This is a genomic window from Cryobacterium roopkundense, from assembly GCF_014200405.1.
Classification (GTDB): domain Bacteria; phylum Actinomycetota; class Actinomycetes; order Actinomycetales; family Microbacteriaceae; genus Cryobacterium; species Cryobacterium roopkundense.
Genome location: NZ_JACHBQ010000001.1, coordinates 393,388 through 407,525, shown reverse-complemented (window position 1 = coordinate 407,525; position 14,138 = coordinate 393,388). Strand labels below are relative to the sequence as shown.

Genomic DNA, 14,138 nt, shown 5'->3' with positions numbered 1-14,138 from the left:
CCCGACGGAGTATTTTTGGTAAACGGGAGAAGTTTTCGCCTGCGAGACGCGCCGACGCCGCCGAGATGCACTGTGGGAGCGGTGTTTCTCGGCGGCGCGACAGGTCTCGACCGGTTGTCGAGCCTGCCGAGACACGACCAGCGCAGGGGGCGTACCGCAGCACGTTATTCGCTAGTGCGCGTAGTGCGACTCCTGCAGCTCGAAGACCGGGGTCTCGAGCCCTTCCATGCGCGCCTTGATCTGCAGCGCGAGGTAGTTGGAGTAGTGCCGGCTCTGGTGCAGGTTGCCGCCGTGGATCCAGAGCTGCGGCACGTTGGTGGGTTTCCACATGTTGCGCAGCTCCCCCTCCCACGGCCCAGGATCCTTCGGGGTGTCCGAGCCGTAGCCCCAGCAGCGGCCCACCTGGTCGGCGACCTCGGGCGAGACAAGATCGGCGAGCCAGCCGTTCATCGAGCCGTAGCCGGTGGCGTACACGATGAGGTCAGCCGGCAGCGTCGACCCGTCGGCCATCACGACTGAATCGGGCGTGATGGACGCGAGCTGCCCCGACTTCACCGATACCCGGCCATCGATGAGCAGCTGCGAGGCGCCCACATCGATGTAATAGCCCGAGCCGCGGCGCAGGTACTTCAGGAACAGGCCGGAGCCGTCGGTGCCGAAATCGAGGTCGAACCCGACCGCCTCGAGCTGGGAGTAGAACTCGGCGTCGCGCTCGGCCATCTGCTCGTACACCGGGATCTGCGCCGCCGGCAGGATGCGGTACGGCAGCGACGCGAAGAGCAGGTCGGCCTTCTCCGTGGTCACCCCGTTCGCGAGCGCCTGCTCGGAGTACAGCCCGCCGAGGGCGAGGTCCATGAGAGCGTCGCTGCGGGCGATGTGCGTCGAGGAGCGCTGCACCATGGTGACCTCTGCGCCGTTCTCCCACAGGTCGGCGCAAATGTCGTGGGCCGAGTTGTTCGAGCCGATCACGACGGCCTTCTTGCCCGTCCAGTCCCCGCCGCCGGCGTGCTGGGACGAGTGGTGCTGCTGCCCGGTGAACGCGTCGGCACCCTCGAACACCGGGGTGTTCGGATACCCGGAAACCCCGAGCGCGAACACAAGCTGCTTGGGGCGAAGCGTCACCGGCTTGCCCTCCCGCACCACCTGCACGACCCATTCCTGGGCCTCCTCGTCGAACGCCGCCTTCGTGCACTCGGTGCTCGACCAGTAGTTCAGCTCCATGATGCGCGTGTAGTGCTCAAGCCAGTCACCGATCTTGTCTTTCGACGCAAACACCGGCCAGTCCTCGGGGAATTTCATGTAGGGCAGGTGGTCGTACCAGACCGGGTCGTGGAGGTGCAGGGACTTGTACCGGTTGCGCCAGGAGTCACCGGGCCGGGCGTTCTTCTCGATCACGATCGTGGGCACGCCGAGCCGGCGCATCCGGGCGGCGAGCCCGATGCCGCCCTGCCCTCCTCCCACGATCACACAGTACGGCTGCTCCTCGTAGCCGAGCCGCGCCTCGCGCTCCTCCTTTTTCTCGAGCCACGACTTGCGTCCCTTTTCGATCACGTGCGAGACGCCGGTCTCCCTCGTGAAGTTCTTCTTCTCCTCGAAGCCTTTGAGCTCCTGCATCGTGGTGAGGATGGTCCAGCACGTGCCGTTTCGCAGCCGAAGATGCGCGTAGCCGCGGGCCTGCGCGGTCTCGAAGTTCACCCAGGCTTCCGCATCGGCGGCAGTGCCCGTGGCGGGTTCGGCGAGCACCCACCCGCTCGGCTTCACGCTGTCGAGGGTGGCGGTGAGCATCCGCTCGATGTCGGCCTTGCCTTCGAGGGTCTTGAGGTTCCAGGTGAACGAGACGAAGTCCCGCCAGTAGCAGTCGTCGTCGAACAGGTCGAGGGCCGCCGCCACGTCTCCGGCCTGCAGCGTGCGGTCGAGCTCGGTGAGCCAGGCCTGCACGCCATCACTGGCTGATTCGAGCGTGCTGGGTGACTCGGTGCTGGGTGATTCGGTACCGGGTGATTCAGGCATATTCACTCCTTTGTGTGCGCTGATCGCGATCCGCCCGGGCTGCGACGGTACGATTGCCCCGTCGCGCTGATTCGAGCGTGATCCACTACTCACCAGTACACGGCCTCGAGGGTTACATAGGCGTTACACCTTCGCCTTGGCGGCCTCCGTCGAACGTCGAAGGAGACAGGTAATGGCACAGGTCTCGCCCGCGATGCCGCCTGACCTGCGGTTTTCTTCGCCCCTCGAGTACGATCGGATGCTGCGCGCGGCCCACGAAAAAACCCTCGCGGGTGCGCCCCAGCCGGGCATCTCCCCCGCGGTTCAGCAGTCCTGGCAGCGTTCCCTCGCCGCCGGCATCAATCCCGACGCGCACCTGCCGCGGCACCTGCACGAGGTGAGCGAGATCGTGTCGCTGCGTCGGGCGCATATTTTGCAGGCTGTGATGCCGGCTCTGAGCGAGTTGCTCGCCGACGAGAGCACCGACGGGCAGCATCTGCTCGTGATGGCCGACGCCGGCGGGGAGATCCTCTGGCGGGTGGGCAGCGCGAGCGTGCTGCGGCGCGCCGACACCCTCGAATTCGTGGAGGGTGCCGATTGGTCGGAGACCGGCATCGGCACAAACGCCATCAGCGAAGCCGTGATCAACGGGCGCACCGCGCAGCTGTTCTCCGCCGAGCACCTCGTGCGCACGCACCACGCCTGGGTCTGCACGGCCTCGCCCATTCGTGACCCGGCCACAGGGCTCGTGGTGGGGGTGCTCACTGTGTCGGGGCCGCTCAACACCGTATCGGTCGACAGCGTGCGCATGGTGAAGGTGGGGGTGCGCCTCGCCGAGGAGCTGCTTCGATCGCGCCCGCCCGCGGCACGCCCGCGGCCGGCGACCCCGCCCGGGCTCGTGTCCCTCGAACTGCTCGGAGGTTCGCCCACGGTGATTCGCGCCGACGGGCAGCGGATGCCGCTGACCCTGCGTCGCGCGGAGATCCTCGCCCTGCTCGACTCGCGGGCGCGCGGCTTCACCGCGGACGAGCTCGCCTACGAGGTGCACGGCGAGACCGGCGCGGCCTCCACGATTCGGATCGAGATGCATCGCATCCGCTTGATTTTGGGCAGCCTACTCGAGTCGGGACCGTACCGGTTGGCCCCGGCGGCGCAGGGGGTGTCGGACGTGGCGCGCGTGCTGCGCCTCGTGCGCGAGGGCCAGGCGTCGGCAGCGCTCGACGTGTACACCGGGCCGCTGCTCGAGCGCTCGACCGCCCGCGCGATCGAGCCGCTGCGTGCGGAGCTCACTGCCGCGGTCGGTTCCCTCGTGCGGGTGAGCGGGAGCGCCGACCTGATCCGGCGCTGGTGCGCCACCGAGATGGGCTGCGGCGACGCGGAGGCCGTGCGGGAGCTCGGTCGGCTGAGGGGCCTCGCCGACCCCGGATACCTCGCGCTTCGCGCCCGGCTCGAGCGCCTCGATCGTGAGGCCGGCGCCTGACGGGCGCCTCCCCCTGAGACGTGCCCTCTGCCCTCCCGCCCCGCCCAGCTCCGCTCACGAAAACGACGGAGATTTTTAGGCGAAAACAGTGATTTGTCGGCGTGTTTGCGCAGTCCGGGCCGAGATCTCCGTCGATTTCGGGGATGGGGCGGTCAGACGGGTCGGGCAACTACCCAGGCGTAGCGGCGCTGCGGGAGTTATGCCGGCGCGGTCGGGACAACCGCGGAGGCACCAGAATGGTAGTACGACAGCGATGCCCCACCACCACACAAGGAGAATGACGATGAACACCGAAGGCACTCTCGGCAACACCGACCCGGCGGCCGTGCCCGCCTCCGTTCCCGCAGGCAGCATCGTTGTGGGGCACGACGGGTCAGACTGCTCCGACCGCGCTCTCACCGAGGCACTCGAACTCGCCGTGCAGCTGCATACGCCCGTCGTGGTGGTGCGCACCTGGACCATCGACACCGCGCCGCGGCCCGCCGACTGGCAGTTCGGCTATGTGTCGTCCTTCGCCGAGTATGCCGCTTCGGTGGAGGCCAGTCTGCGCAAGGACGTGTCCGCACTCGCAGCCAAGTTCTCCGACGTGTCCGTGGACTACAGGGTGGTGCACTCCGGCGCCGCCAAGGGCCTGATCGAGATCTCGCGCCCGGCGCGGATGCTCGTGGTCGGCTCCCGCGGGCACGGCGGTTTCACCGGCATGCTGCTGGGTTCCGTGAGCGACCAGTGCGTGCGCCACGCGACCTGCCCGGTGCTCGTCGTGCGACCGCGCAAGTAAGATTCACGCCGACTGACCGGCGCGCCCGGCCACGTGCTCCGTCACGTTCTGCGGGGTGGCGTCGGCGCGGCTGAGTTCAGCCACCACGCTGCCCGACCGCACCACGAGGATACGATCGCTCAGTCCGAGCACCTCCTCGAGGTCGGTCGAGACGAGCAGTATCGCCGTTCCCCCGCGACGCAGCTCGGCCAGCTCGCGGTGCATCCGCTGTCTGGCGCCCACGTCGACGCCGCGCGTGGGCTCAACGAGCACGAGCACCGGCGGTGCCAGCTCGCCCCAGCGGGCGAGCGTCACCGACTGCCGGTTGCCCTCGACGAGCGCGGGAATGTCTTCCCGCAACTCCCACGGGGCCCGACGAAGCACCGGGATGTCGGTCTTCACGGCCTGCCGAACCGAGGCCAGCCGCTCCTCCACGGCGGCGCGCACCGCGTCCATGCCGGTGAGCACCACGGGCGGCTCCTCGGCCAGACGAACCGCAAGCGCTTGCTGCTCCCGGCTCTCGGGCATCACTCCGATGCCGTGCCGCACCGCGTCGCGCAGGCCGCGCAGCCGAATCGGCATGCCTCCCCGCAGCAGCCTGCCGCCGCGCACCCGGCGCACACCGGTGAGCAGGCCCGCGAGGGTGGCGGCGCCGCCGCCGACCACTGCCACGATCTCCCCCGCACGAAGGTCGAGGCTGATCGGCCCAAACCCGGAGCCGTCGGTCAGCGCCTCGCCGGCGAGCACGACGGGTCCGGTCACCACGGGCTCGGCGGCCACGGCGCGCGACACCTCGTGTCCGAGCATGTCGGTGGTGACCTGCTCCACGCTCGTCTCCGAGACGCGCCCGTTCCTCACCACTCGACCCGCCCGCAGCACCGTGATGCGGTCGGCGAGACGCCAAATCTCATCGAGCCGATGCGTGATCACCACGACCGCGATCCCGGAGCGCCGCAGCGCGTCGATCACCCGCAGCATGGTCTGGGCTTCGTCAATCGAAACGGATGCCGTGGGCTCATCCAGCACGACGACGCGCGCGTGATCGGCCACCGCCCGGGCAATCTCGAGCAGAAGGTGCTGGCCGCGGCCGAGCGAGCCGAGCGGCGCATCCGTTGGCAGGACAGCGCCGATGACGGCGAGTCGCTCCGCTGCCGAGCGCCGAAGCTGCTGCCGGTCGATGAGGCCCCGGCGCGTGGGCTCCTGGCCGAGCATGAGGTAGTCGGCCACGGTGAGTCGGGGATCGGTGCCGGGAGTCTGGTGGATGATCGCCAGACCGAGCAGGCCGGCCTCGCGGGCGCTGCCGATCGACACGACAGTGCCATTCAGGGTAAGCGTGGCGGAATCCGCGGGATAAACGCCACAGAGAATCTTCACGAGCACGGACTTGCCCGCGCCGTTCGCCCCGACCACGGCGTGTACCTCTCCCGCGCGCAGATCGAGGTGGGCATCATCGAGCGCCTGTACGGAGCCGAAGCGTTTGCTCACGCCGGTGAGACTCAGAATGGCGGGTGTCATGATGTCCCATTGTCGTTCACGGCCGGGGCGCGCGCCACCGTGACGCGGTGTGTCGGTGGTGGCACCTAGGGTGATGAGTCGGGCATCCGCTCGCACAACGACACGGAGGCCACACTCATGATGGGTGCACACCACGCCATGACCGGCGCCGCAGCGTGGATCGCCGTCACGGCCACCGCGGGGCACGGTCTCGGCCTGTTCCCCGTGACACCCACCGGCACGATGGCCGGGGTGCTGCTGTGCGCGGGCGCCGCCCTGCTGCCCGACGCCGACCACGGCTCAGCCACCATCGCGCACTCGGTCCCCGTGCTCGGCAAGTTCGTGACCTCGGGCATCTCCCGCGCCTCCGGCGGGCACCGGCACGGCCTGCACAGCCTGCTCGCGGTGGCCTGCGTGTGGATTCTCGCCACCGGGCTCGGCCTCCTCATCTGGCAGCCGAGCGGATGGCCGCAGCCGATTAGCGTAGGCCCGGCCGTGATGACCGCGGCCACGGTGGCTTTCGCCGCGAAGGCCCTCAAACTGGCTCGGTGGTGGAGTCTGGCGTGGCTGATTGGGCTCGCGGTGGCCGCTTTCATCGCGCTCTACGCGCCGGAACAGCAGGCGTGGTTCGTGATCTGCGTCGCCCTCGGCTACGCCGTGCACCTGCTCGGCGACTTCCTCACCACGGGTGGGCTGCCTCTGCTGTGGCCGTGGGTGCCGAAGCCGCCACGGTTCTGGCGCCGGGTGCCGGTGTTGAAGCGCCTCTGGACGTCCGGCGGCTACCTGGCCCTGCCCGTGCTCGGCAATGCCGGCTCGGTACGCGAATGGATCGTGCTTATTCCGGTGTCCCTGTACGTGGCGTACGGCGTGTTGTTCGCGGCGTTCGCCGCCGCGAATGTGCATCTGCCCTCCCTACTGAGCCTCTAGCCCGCGCGTCTCCAGCCCACGCGCCGCTATCGCGGGGCGCGACCGCTACAGCGGGCGCGCGCGGCCATACCGGCGCGGTCAGGCGCGCGACGCGCCGTTATCGCGGGGCGCGACCGCCGCAGCGGGCGCGCGCGGCCACACCGGCGCGGTCAGGCGGGCGGTGTGCCGGATGGAAGGGTGAGCGTGAAGCCGCCGGGGAGCCCATAGGCGAGGGTACCGCCGTGGGCGCGGGCGAGCGCCCGGGCGATGGGGAGGCCGAGCCCGGACCCGCCGCGGCTGCCGCTGCGCGCCGGATCGAGGCGCACGAAACGCTCGAAGATGCGCTCGCGGTCCGCGGGCGCCACCCCGGCGCCGGAGTCCCCCACCTCGAGCTGAACGCTCCCGTCGCGCACCCGCAACACCACTGAAATGGTGCCATCCGCGTCGGTGGCGTGCCGGGCGTTGTCCAGCAGGTTCGTGACAATCTGGCCAAGCCGTTCGGCGTCGCCGTGCACCCATACCTCGCGCTGCGCGCTCAACGAGATCGAGCGGCCCTCGGCGAGCAGCCGCTGTTCGGCGACCACGCGCTCGGCGAGCGTCGACAGGTTGACGGGCTCGGGCATCCGCTGCTCCCCACCCTGATCGAGGCGTTCGATCAGCAGCAGGTCGTTCACCAGGCGAGCGGCCCTGTGCGTCTGCTGAATCATGCCCACGGTGAGGCGCTCACGCTCGGCCCGGGCTGGATTGGTGCGCAGCAGCGTTTCGGCGCTCGCCTGCAGTCCGGCCTCCGGGGTGCGCAGCTCGTGCGACACATCGGCGAGCAGCCGCCGCATCCGTTCTTCGGCGTCGGCCGCATCATGAGCCGCGTCGCGCGCCGTGGTCTCGGCTGCCTCCAGCGCCTGCAGCATGTCATCGATGGCGGCTGCCGTGCGTCCGATTTCGGTGCGCGGGTTGCTCGGCCGCAGCCGGCCGCCGCGATCGCCGTGCGCGATGCCCACAGCGAGGGCCGTCATGCGCGTGAGCGGGCGCAGCGCCACACCCACCACACCGGTCAGCAGCAGGCCGGTCACGAGCAGCGTCGCCGCCGCCGCGACAATCTCGATGGTGCGCAGCTGGCTTAAGGTCTGGTCGATGCCCGCCTCGCTCGCGCTCAGCGTGAGGGTGCCGCCGGCCACGGTCTGGGTGACCGCCACCTCGTTTCCACGCTGCGTGATCACGGCGCCCGGGGGCGGGCTGGCATGCGGGCCGGACGGTTTTCCGGCACGCGGTGTGGGCTCGACCCTGCCGTACACGGTGTCGCCGCCGAGGGAGAACGCCACCGTCACGTCGTCGCCGGTCAGCTGGTTGGCGAGGGATTGCGCCGACAAGCCCTGCTCGGCGAGAATTTGCGCATACCCGGCCCGGTCCACCAGACGCTGCTGCAGGTCGGCCCGCAGCTGCTCGCCGAGCACGACATTGATCAGGATGCCGACGCACACGAGCACAACGCTCAGCGCGCCGAGAACCGCAGCGATCACCCGAAGCCGCAGCGACGTGGTGCGCATCAGGCCTGCATTCGGTAGCCGATGCCGCGCACCGTCTGAATCAGGCGCGGACCGTTCGCGTCGAGTTTGCGGCGCAAGGCGCTCACGTAGGCCTCCACCAGATTCGGGTCGTAGTCGTCGTACCCCCACACCTGGGTGAGGATCTGCGTCTTAGACATCGTGCGGCCACGGTTGTGCACGAGATAGGTGAGCAGCCGAAACTCGGTGCCGGTGAGCTCGATCGATGCCCCGGCACGAGTCACCCGGGCCGCCGCTTCGTCGAGCACGAGGTCACCGACCTGCATCGTGGGTGATACCAGTCCCCCGGTGCGGCGAAGCACTGCCGTGACGCGTGCCACGAGTTCGGCCAGTATGAAGGGTTTGATGATGTAATCGTCGGCCCCGGCACCGAACGCGGCCAGCCTGTCGTCGACGCCGTCGCGGGCGGTGACGAAGAGCACCGGGGTATTCCCCGCGCTGCGCAGCCGTTGGGCCAGGCGCAGCCCGCTCTCGCCGGGCAATGAGATGTCGAGCACCGCGGCATCCGGTCGAAAGAGCGCGATGCGGGCGGCGAAGTCGGTGCCGTCGGCGGCGGTCTCGACGGTGAAGCCCGCGCCCGCGAGGGCCTGCCCGATCGCCGTGCGCAACGGCTCCTCGTCTTCGACGACGAGAATGCGGGCGGGAGCGGGGGGCATGCTTCAACACTCCTGCTCGAACCTGAACGGATGCTGATGATCTTCTGGGTGTGCATCGGTGCCGGTGAAGATTCAGTTCGTCTTCAGATTCGGTGCTGACCATGAAGAAGAAGCGAAACACCACTCGATAGGAGCCCCCATGAAACGCACCACAGACCTAGCCCGCATCACCTCCCTCGACGCGGCCACCCCTGCTCGTCGCCGGGCGCCGATCATCATCGGTGCTGTCGCCGCCGCCGCGCTCGTGTTCGGCGGCGCCGGAGCGGCGTTTGCTGCCACGGCAGAGTTGACATCGGACTCATCATCCGACTCGGCGACGACCACGACAGAGCGCCCGGCGCACGTGCCGCACATCCACGGCACTGTCGTGTCGGTCTCCGGCGACACTGTCACCGTCACTGACAAGGACGGCTTCACCCGCACCATCGTGACCTCGGGCGATACCGAGTACGGCGATGGCCTGATCGCCGATCTCGCCACAGGCACCGAGATCCACGCCTCCGGCACCGTGAATTCCAACGGCACGAGCCTCGACGCCACCAAGATCAGCACCGCGCCGGCCGCACCCGCCGCCGGCGAAGGCCCCCGCGGTCCCCAGGGTGACCACGGCACACCTCCGACGGATGCCCCGGCGCCGTCAGGCACGCAGGCCCCGGTCGAGTCCTCGAGCACCGACTCCTAACCCGAACGATGTGCGGCCCCGTCTCCGGCGGGGCCGCCGTCGCGTGCGCTACCCGATGCCCAGGTCCGCCAGCAGCGCCGTGATCACCTGAACGACGACCACGATTTCCACTGCGATCGTCACAACCAGCACTGCAGAGCCCCACGAGATCCAGGTGCGGCGGCGGCGGCGGGACACGCGCACATCGCTGTCGAGCTCGGCGAAGCGGGCCATCACGTTGCCTGGATCCACCTGCGGCTGCGCGCCCCAAGTGACCGGGTCATCCACGAGGGTCATGATCTCCATCAGCTCTCGCGGATTCAGCAACGGCGGCAGGCGCAGCAGCCACGAGTTGAGGTGCTTGGCGTCGATCACCTTCACCGCGGCGGGTTTCTCGCGAATGACGACCTCGCGCGGGTCAACGAGGGCGATCACCGGTTGCACGGCGCCGTGCTGCGGCATCCGTTTGCGGAGCACTCGGGTGACGCGTTCGGCCTCAAACTCGGCGTCGCGCAGGTACGGCACGCGGCGTCCCTGCATGACGACCAGACGCTTGAACACCCAGACATTTTTGCCGCGCGGATTGCGCATGGTGATCGTGAAGACGCCGCCCGGACCCACGACCAGGTGGCCGATCTCGGCGCGCACCTGGCCCACAGGAAGCGAATGGAACACGGTCCAGTCGGGGGGAAGTTTGGCGAGCGCGGCACCCACGGCCATGTCGCCCTTGGCCCCGTGATACCAGGACAGGCTGTCGTGATGAAGCGGAGACCGCCCCAACATGCGGCCGATCGGGGAGCGGCTGGGCACGACTCTCTGGTCCATGAGGTCTTCGATGACCGTTTGGGCCGCGAGTCGAGTGCGCATAGCGGGTATTTCGACTGTCACGGGAATGGATCCTCCCTCGAGTTATTAAAAGATACCGAGAGACGCTCACCTATCGAGAGCCCCACAAGGGGCACTGGAACGGTCGGTGTGTTCTACTGCGTCACCGAGCGCCGCCCAGGCCGATCAAGGCCGTGATGAGGTACGGCATGCCGGCCGCCGCCACGATGAGCGCCGCCGAGCCGAACGGCACCCAGAAGAGGCGTTGGGTGCGCGCTGCTCGCACTGACTTCTCGAGCGCGGCGAACTGGGAGACGAGCGCGTCGGGCTCGATGCTGGGAAGGGCGTCCCACGTGTCCGGGCTGTCGATGATATTGGCGGCCTCGATGCGGTCGACAGGCTCCAGCACCGGGGTCCGGGTCAGCAGCCAGGGGCGCAGGTCTTCTGCGTCGATTACCTTCACCTGGGCGGGCTTCTGGTACACAGTGATGCGCCTGGCATCGACGATGGCCACAACCGGGCGCACCGACGCTCGCAGCAGCATCCGCTCGCGAAGGAGTGTGGTCACCCGTGCGGCCTCGAGCTCGGCCTTGCGAATGTAGGGCAGCCTTTCGCCGTCGACGACAACCGTGCGTCCGGCCACCCTCACCCTCTTGCCGCGGTGGAGCTTCGTCTGAATGGTGAACACTCCACCGGGGCCGACGACCAGATGGTCGATCTCGGTGCCCTCTGCGCCCGCCGGGAGCGCATGGAAGATCGTCCACTCCACGGGAAGTTCGGCCAGCAGCATCCCCACGGCGATCTCCGCCTTGGCCCCGCGGTACCAGGCCAGGCTGTCGGCACCGAGCGGCGACCGACCGAAAAACCGCGCAAGCGGCGAGCGGGGCGGAACGAGGCTCTGCTCGAGCAGCAACACCTCGATGACTGATTGCGCGGCAAACCGCTCACGCATGGCAGGAACGTTGGGCGCCACAAATCTCCTCGGGTGTCACCCGAATGTAGCGAGAGCACCGTGGACGAATTAAGCCCCACAAGTGGGCTCAGACAGGCGGATGCGCAACCGCCCACGTTCACACGTAAACTTGACGGACACGCTTTATCTGTACCTTGTTCAAGGGGCAGGCCGGGGGCCCTTTCTACAGAGGACACACAACATGAAGAAGAAAAATGTTTTGATCGCCACGGGCGCCGCCATCGTTGTGGCGCTGGCGGGAGCGGGAATCGCCCTCGGAGTGGCCAACATCGCCGACGACAGCGACACGCTCACCGGAGACACTCTTGAGCGTGCGAGCAATGCGGCCCTCGCCGAGGTAGGACCGGGCACCGTCACGAGCGCCGAGCACACCGACGACGGCGGCCCCGAGTACAACCTCGAAGTTCGCCTTGAAAACGGCGACGAGGTCGATGTGGAGCTCGACGGCTCGTTCACCGTTGTGTACGTTGGCGACCTTGACCAGAACAACCTGGGTGCGACATCCGCGCCGGTGGCCACGGCTTCCGCCCAGCCCACGGCCGATCAGGACGCCGCGAACCGCGCCAGCGCCGAAGCGGCCGCCCTGGCCGCTGTTGGCAGCGGGAGCGTCACCGAGTTCGACCGCAGCGACGACGCGGACCACCTCTATGAGGTGGAGGTCACCCTTCCCGACGGTCGCGATGTGGACGTGGAACTCGACGCCACCTTCCGCGTGACCAAGCTCGACGACGCCGTTCAGTAGCGTTCGCTGCGGCCGCTGACCCCTGATTTGCCAGGGTCAGCGCCGAACGTGGTCAGCGCTCGGTCAGCGCTTAGCGCTCCACGAGGATGCCGTCTTCGTCGCAGAAAATGGTGCGCCCGGGAATGAACGTGACTCCGGCAAACGTGACGACGGCATCGGTGACGCCGCTGCCGGTCTTCGCGCTCTTGCGCGGGTTACTGCCGAGCGCCTTGACCCCGAGATCGAGGTCGGAGATGGCCACCCGGTCACGAATGGCTCCGTTGATCACGACACCGGCCCATCCGTTGGCGACTGCGGAATCGGCGATCATGTCGCCCATCAGGGCGGAGTTGAGCGACCCGCCGCCGTCGACCACTAGCACGGCACCGTCGCCGGGCGTCGCGAGTACCGACTTGACGAGGGCGTTGTCTTCGAGGCAGGTGACGGTGCGGATGGGGCCGCTGAAGCGGGTACGACCACCCATCGTGTGAAACTGCAGCGGAACGGACTGCAGGTCTTCTCCGCGCTCGTCGTACAGGTCAGCGGTCAACAGCGTCATGAGTATCCTCCGAAAGAGTGTGGCACGTGCTCGATCCCTCCAGCGTAGGGGTCCCTCACCGACACGCACGACCGAGCAGGCACCCCTCCACAGACACTAATCACGAAGCGGATGCCCCTTCCCCTGTGGATAACTTCACACGGCTGGCCGATGTGCTCTACATTGACCGCATGCGCATTCCCCTTCGCGGCACCCTCCTCGGCACCCTGGCACTCGCTTCGCTCTGCCTGCTCGGCTGCGCCTCCGCGCCACCGCCGCAAGTGACTCCCTCGCCGCCCGAGACCCCGGCTGCCCCGGTCTTCGCGTCCAACGACGAAGCCCTCGAGGCCGCCACGGCCGCCTACGGCGCGTACGTGGCAATGTCAACAACACTTCTCGCTGAAGGCGGCGCCGACGCCCAGCGCATCTCCGGGTTCGTTAGCGCGGAGTACCTTCCGGACGTCCTGAAGTCATTCGAAGGCATGTTAGACACCGGCCACACCAGCTCGGGGACGGAAACTTTCGACACCGTCTCCCTGATTCGATACGCCGATGAAAAAGGGGACGTCGCCGCCGTCTCAATTTACCTCTGCGACGACGTATCGCAGACGAAAGTAGTCGACCGAGCGGGAATTGATGTAACGCCTAAAACCCGGCTGGCCCGCGTGCCCTTCCAGATTGCGCTCGTGTCGAGCCCGTCCGATCCGAGAGTCTTGTTGATCGACGAGGAGGACGTATGGCCCGGCCAAAACTTCTGCTAGCCATCGCGGTCATTCTCGCGCTGGCCTTTTCTGTCATTACGGCATCGTCGGCGAGTGCGTGCACACGCCAAGAGCGTCGGGAGGGCAAGTGCCCCGACGCGCAGGCGGTGGCCAACGGCGGTCAAGTACAGCTCTCAGCGGGCCGCGACACACTGACAGACGGCGACACCGGATCGACGAACGGCGACGCGGGCGGAGGCACCGGCGGCGGCACAGCGACACCCCCGGTGAACGTCGCGGAGGAGGGGGTCGGCGGCTCCCATGGGGGCGCCGCGCCTGCCCCGGCTGCGCCGCTCCCTGCGTGCCCCACCTGCACGGCACCGATCGCCACGAGCGTGAGCGACCTGGTCGGCTTTTCCCCGCAGCTTCCCACGCAGGGCATGGAACCCAACGGCCTCGCAATCGTCGGGCTCGCCGCGAATTTCGTCGCCGAGGCATCCGCTCACGTTGTTTCCGGCACGCTCCTCGGCAACTCGGCCGAGGTGCGCTTCACACCCACGGCCTTCCGTTGGGACTTTGGTGATGGTGCAGGCGGCACCTCTGCGAACGGCGGAGCATCCTGGGATGACCTCGGTGTTCCCGAATTCACCGACACCGACACGAGCCACATTTACACTGTGCGCGGAGACTACGTGAGCTCCCTGTCAGTGGAATACTCCGCCGAGTTCCGGGTCGGCGGCAGCGGCTGGCAGTCCGTCACGGGAACCCTCGCAGTGGCGGCCAACCCGCTGCCGGTGGTCGTACGCCACGTCAAGAGCGTGCTCGTGGCGCACGACTGCATCCAGAATCCGGCCGGCATCGGCTGCTGAGCATCA

General features: G+C 68.2%; 14 protein-coding genes. 7 read left to right on the top strand and 7 right to left on the bottom strand.

The features are described from left to right. Positions 1–171: 171 nt before the first annotated feature. A complete protein-coding gene (locus BJ997_RS01980) occupies positions 172–2,010 on the bottom strand; it encodes an NAD(P)/FAD-dependent oxidoreductase (RefSeq protein ID WP_052542009.1) in 1,839 nt (612 codons plus the stop codon). Between the two features lie 172 nt (positions 2,011–2,182). On the opposite strand from BJ997_RS01980, the gene BJ997_RS01975 reads away from it, so the two are divergent. Both BJ997_RS01975 and BJ997_RS01970 read left to right on the top strand, forming a co-directional pair. Beyond that, positions 2,183–3,469: a sigma-54-dependent transcriptional regulator family protein gene (locus BJ997_RS01975; RefSeq protein ID WP_035835622.1), complete on the top strand. Its 1,287-nt coding sequence runs from the start codon at positions 2,183–2,185 to the stop codon at positions 3,467–3,469. Between the two features lie 277 nt (positions 3,470–3,746). Beyond that, entirely contained in the window at positions 3,747–4,247 is a 501-nt protein-coding gene (locus BJ997_RS01970) for a universal stress protein (protein WP_236628832.1), read from the top strand. Between the two features lie 3 nt (positions 4,248–4,250). On the opposite strand, the gene BJ997_RS01965 is transcribed toward BJ997_RS01970, so the two are convergent. Continuing rightward, positions 4,251–5,741 carry a sugar ABC transporter ATP-binding protein gene (locus tag BJ997_RS01965; protein WP_052542010.1) on the bottom strand — a complete coding sequence of 497 codons (1,491 nt, stop codon included), beginning with the start codon at positions 5,739–5,741 and terminating at the stop codon, positions 4,251–4,253. Positions 5,742–5,858: 117 nt separating this feature from the next. Here BJ997_RS01965 and BJ997_RS01960 point away from each other — a divergent pair, with 117 nt between their 5' ends. Continuing rightward, positions 5,859–6,647 carry a metal-dependent hydrolase gene (locus BJ997_RS01960; RefSeq protein ID WP_035835623.1) on the top strand — a complete coding sequence of 263 codons (789 nt, stop codon included), beginning with the start codon at positions 5,859–5,861 and terminating at the stop codon, positions 6,645–6,647. 149 nt (positions 6,648–6,796) lie between these two features. Here BJ997_RS01960 and BJ997_RS01955 read toward each other — a convergent pair whose 3' ends face one another. Together BJ997_RS01955 and BJ997_RS01950 are read right to left on the bottom strand one after the other, a co-directional pair. Continuing rightward, a complete protein-coding gene (locus tag BJ997_RS01955) occupies positions 6,797–8,170 on the bottom strand; it encodes a sensor histidine kinase (RefSeq protein ID WP_183323229.1) in 1,374 nt (457 codons plus the stop codon). After that, positions 8,170–8,844 (bottom strand): response regulator transcription factor, encoded by a 675-nt coding sequence (locus tag BJ997_RS01950; RefSeq protein WP_035839549.1) that lies wholly within the window; start codon positions 8,842–8,844, stop codon positions 8,170–8,172. The genes BJ997_RS01955 and BJ997_RS01950 overlap by 1 nt, the downstream gene beginning before the upstream one ends. 139 nt (positions 8,845–8,983) lie before the next feature. Between BJ997_RS01950 and BJ997_RS01945 the strand changes: the two genes are divergently transcribed. Next, positions 8,984–9,526, top strand: coding sequence for a DUF5666 domain-containing protein (locus BJ997_RS01945; RefSeq protein ID WP_183323228.1), 543 nt, complete (start codon positions 8,984–8,986; stop codon positions 9,524–9,526). 48 nt (positions 9,527–9,574) lie between these two features. On the opposite strand, the gene BJ997_RS01940 is transcribed toward BJ997_RS01945, so the two are convergent. Together BJ997_RS01940 and BJ997_RS01935 are read right to left on the bottom strand one after the other, a co-directional pair. Then, positions 9,575–10,393: an NERD domain-containing protein gene (locus BJ997_RS01940; RefSeq protein ID WP_183323227.1), complete on the bottom strand. Its 819-nt coding sequence runs from the start codon at positions 10,391–10,393 to the stop codon at positions 9,575–9,577. A 100-nt stretch (positions 10,394–10,493) separates the two neighbouring features. Continuing rightward, positions 10,494–11,303 carry a nuclease-related domain-containing protein gene (locus tag BJ997_RS01935; RefSeq protein WP_035839563.1) on the bottom strand — a complete coding sequence of 270 codons (810 nt, stop codon included), beginning with the start codon at positions 11,301–11,303 and terminating at the stop codon, positions 10,494–10,496. A 181-nt stretch (positions 11,304–11,484) separates the two neighbouring features. Between BJ997_RS01935 and BJ997_RS01930 the strand changes: the two genes are divergently transcribed. Then, positions 11,485–12,045, top strand: coding sequence for a PepSY domain-containing protein (locus BJ997_RS01930; RefSeq protein ID WP_160175918.1), 561 nt, complete (start codon positions 11,485–11,487; stop codon positions 12,043–12,045). A 70-nt stretch (positions 12,046–12,115) separates the two neighbouring features. On the opposite strand, the gene rraA is transcribed toward BJ997_RS01930, so the two are convergent. After that, positions 12,116–12,583 (bottom strand): ribonuclease E activity regulator RraA, encoded by a 468-nt coding sequence (gene rraA / locus BJ997_RS01925; protein WP_035839565.1) that lies wholly within the window; start codon positions 12,581–12,583, stop codon positions 12,116–12,118. Between the two features lie 125 nt (positions 12,584–12,708). Here rraA and BJ997_RS01920 point away from each other — a divergent pair, with 125 nt between their 5' ends. Then, on the top strand, positions 12,709–13,323 hold the full coding sequence (locus BJ997_RS01920; RefSeq protein WP_035839567.1) for a hypothetical protein: 615 nt from the start codon (positions 12,709–12,711) through the stop codon (positions 13,321–13,323). After that, positions 13,299–14,132, top strand: a complete 834-nt coding sequence (locus BJ997_RS01915; RefSeq protein ID WP_052542643.1) for a hypothetical protein — start codon at positions 13,299–13,301, stop codon at positions 14,130–14,132. Before BJ997_RS01920 ends, BJ997_RS01915 begins: the two co-directional genes overlap by 25 nt. Positions 14,133–14,138: the final 6 nt, after the last annotated feature.

Coding starts and splice junctions, on each gene's coding strand:
- BJ997_RS01980 (WP_052542009.1), bottom strand. CDS start 2,010: ATGCCTGAATCACCCGGTACCGAATCACCCAGCACCGAGTCACCCAGC.
- BJ997_RS01975 (WP_035835622.1), top strand. CDS start 2,183: ATGGCACAGGTCTCGCCCGCGATGCCGCCTGACCTGCGGTTTTCTTCG.
- BJ997_RS01970 (WP_236628832.1), top strand. CDS start 3,747: ATGACGATGAACACCGAAGGCACTCTCGGCAACACCGACCCGGCGGCC.
- BJ997_RS01965 (WP_052542010.1), bottom strand. CDS start 5,741: ATGACACCCGCCATTCTGAGTCTCACCGGCGTGAGCAAACGCTTCGGC.
- BJ997_RS01960 (WP_035835623.1), top strand. CDS start 5,859: ATGATGGGTGCACACCACGCCATGACCGGCGCCGCAGCGTGGATCGCC.
- BJ997_RS01955 (WP_183323229.1), bottom strand. CDS start 8,170: ATGCGCACCACGTCGCTGCGGCTTCGGGTGATCGCTGCGGTTCTCGGC.
- BJ997_RS01950 (WP_035839549.1), bottom strand. CDS start 8,844: ATGCCCCCCGCTCCCGCCCGCATTCTCGTCGTCGAAGACGAGGAGCCG.
- BJ997_RS01945 (WP_183323228.1), top strand. CDS start 8,984: ATGAAACGCACCACAGACCTAGCCCGCATCACCTCCCTCGACGCGGCC.
- BJ997_RS01930 (WP_160175918.1), top strand. CDS start 11,485: ATGAAGAAGAAAAATGTTTTGATCGCCACGGGCGCCGCCATCGTTGTG.
- rraA (WP_035839565.1), bottom strand. CDS start 12,583: ATGACGCTGTTGACCGCTGACCTGTACGACGAGCGCGGAGAAGACCTG.
- BJ997_RS01915 (WP_052542643.1), top strand. CDS start 13,299: ATGGCCCGGCCAAAACTTCTGCTAGCCATCGCGGTCATTCTCGCGCTG.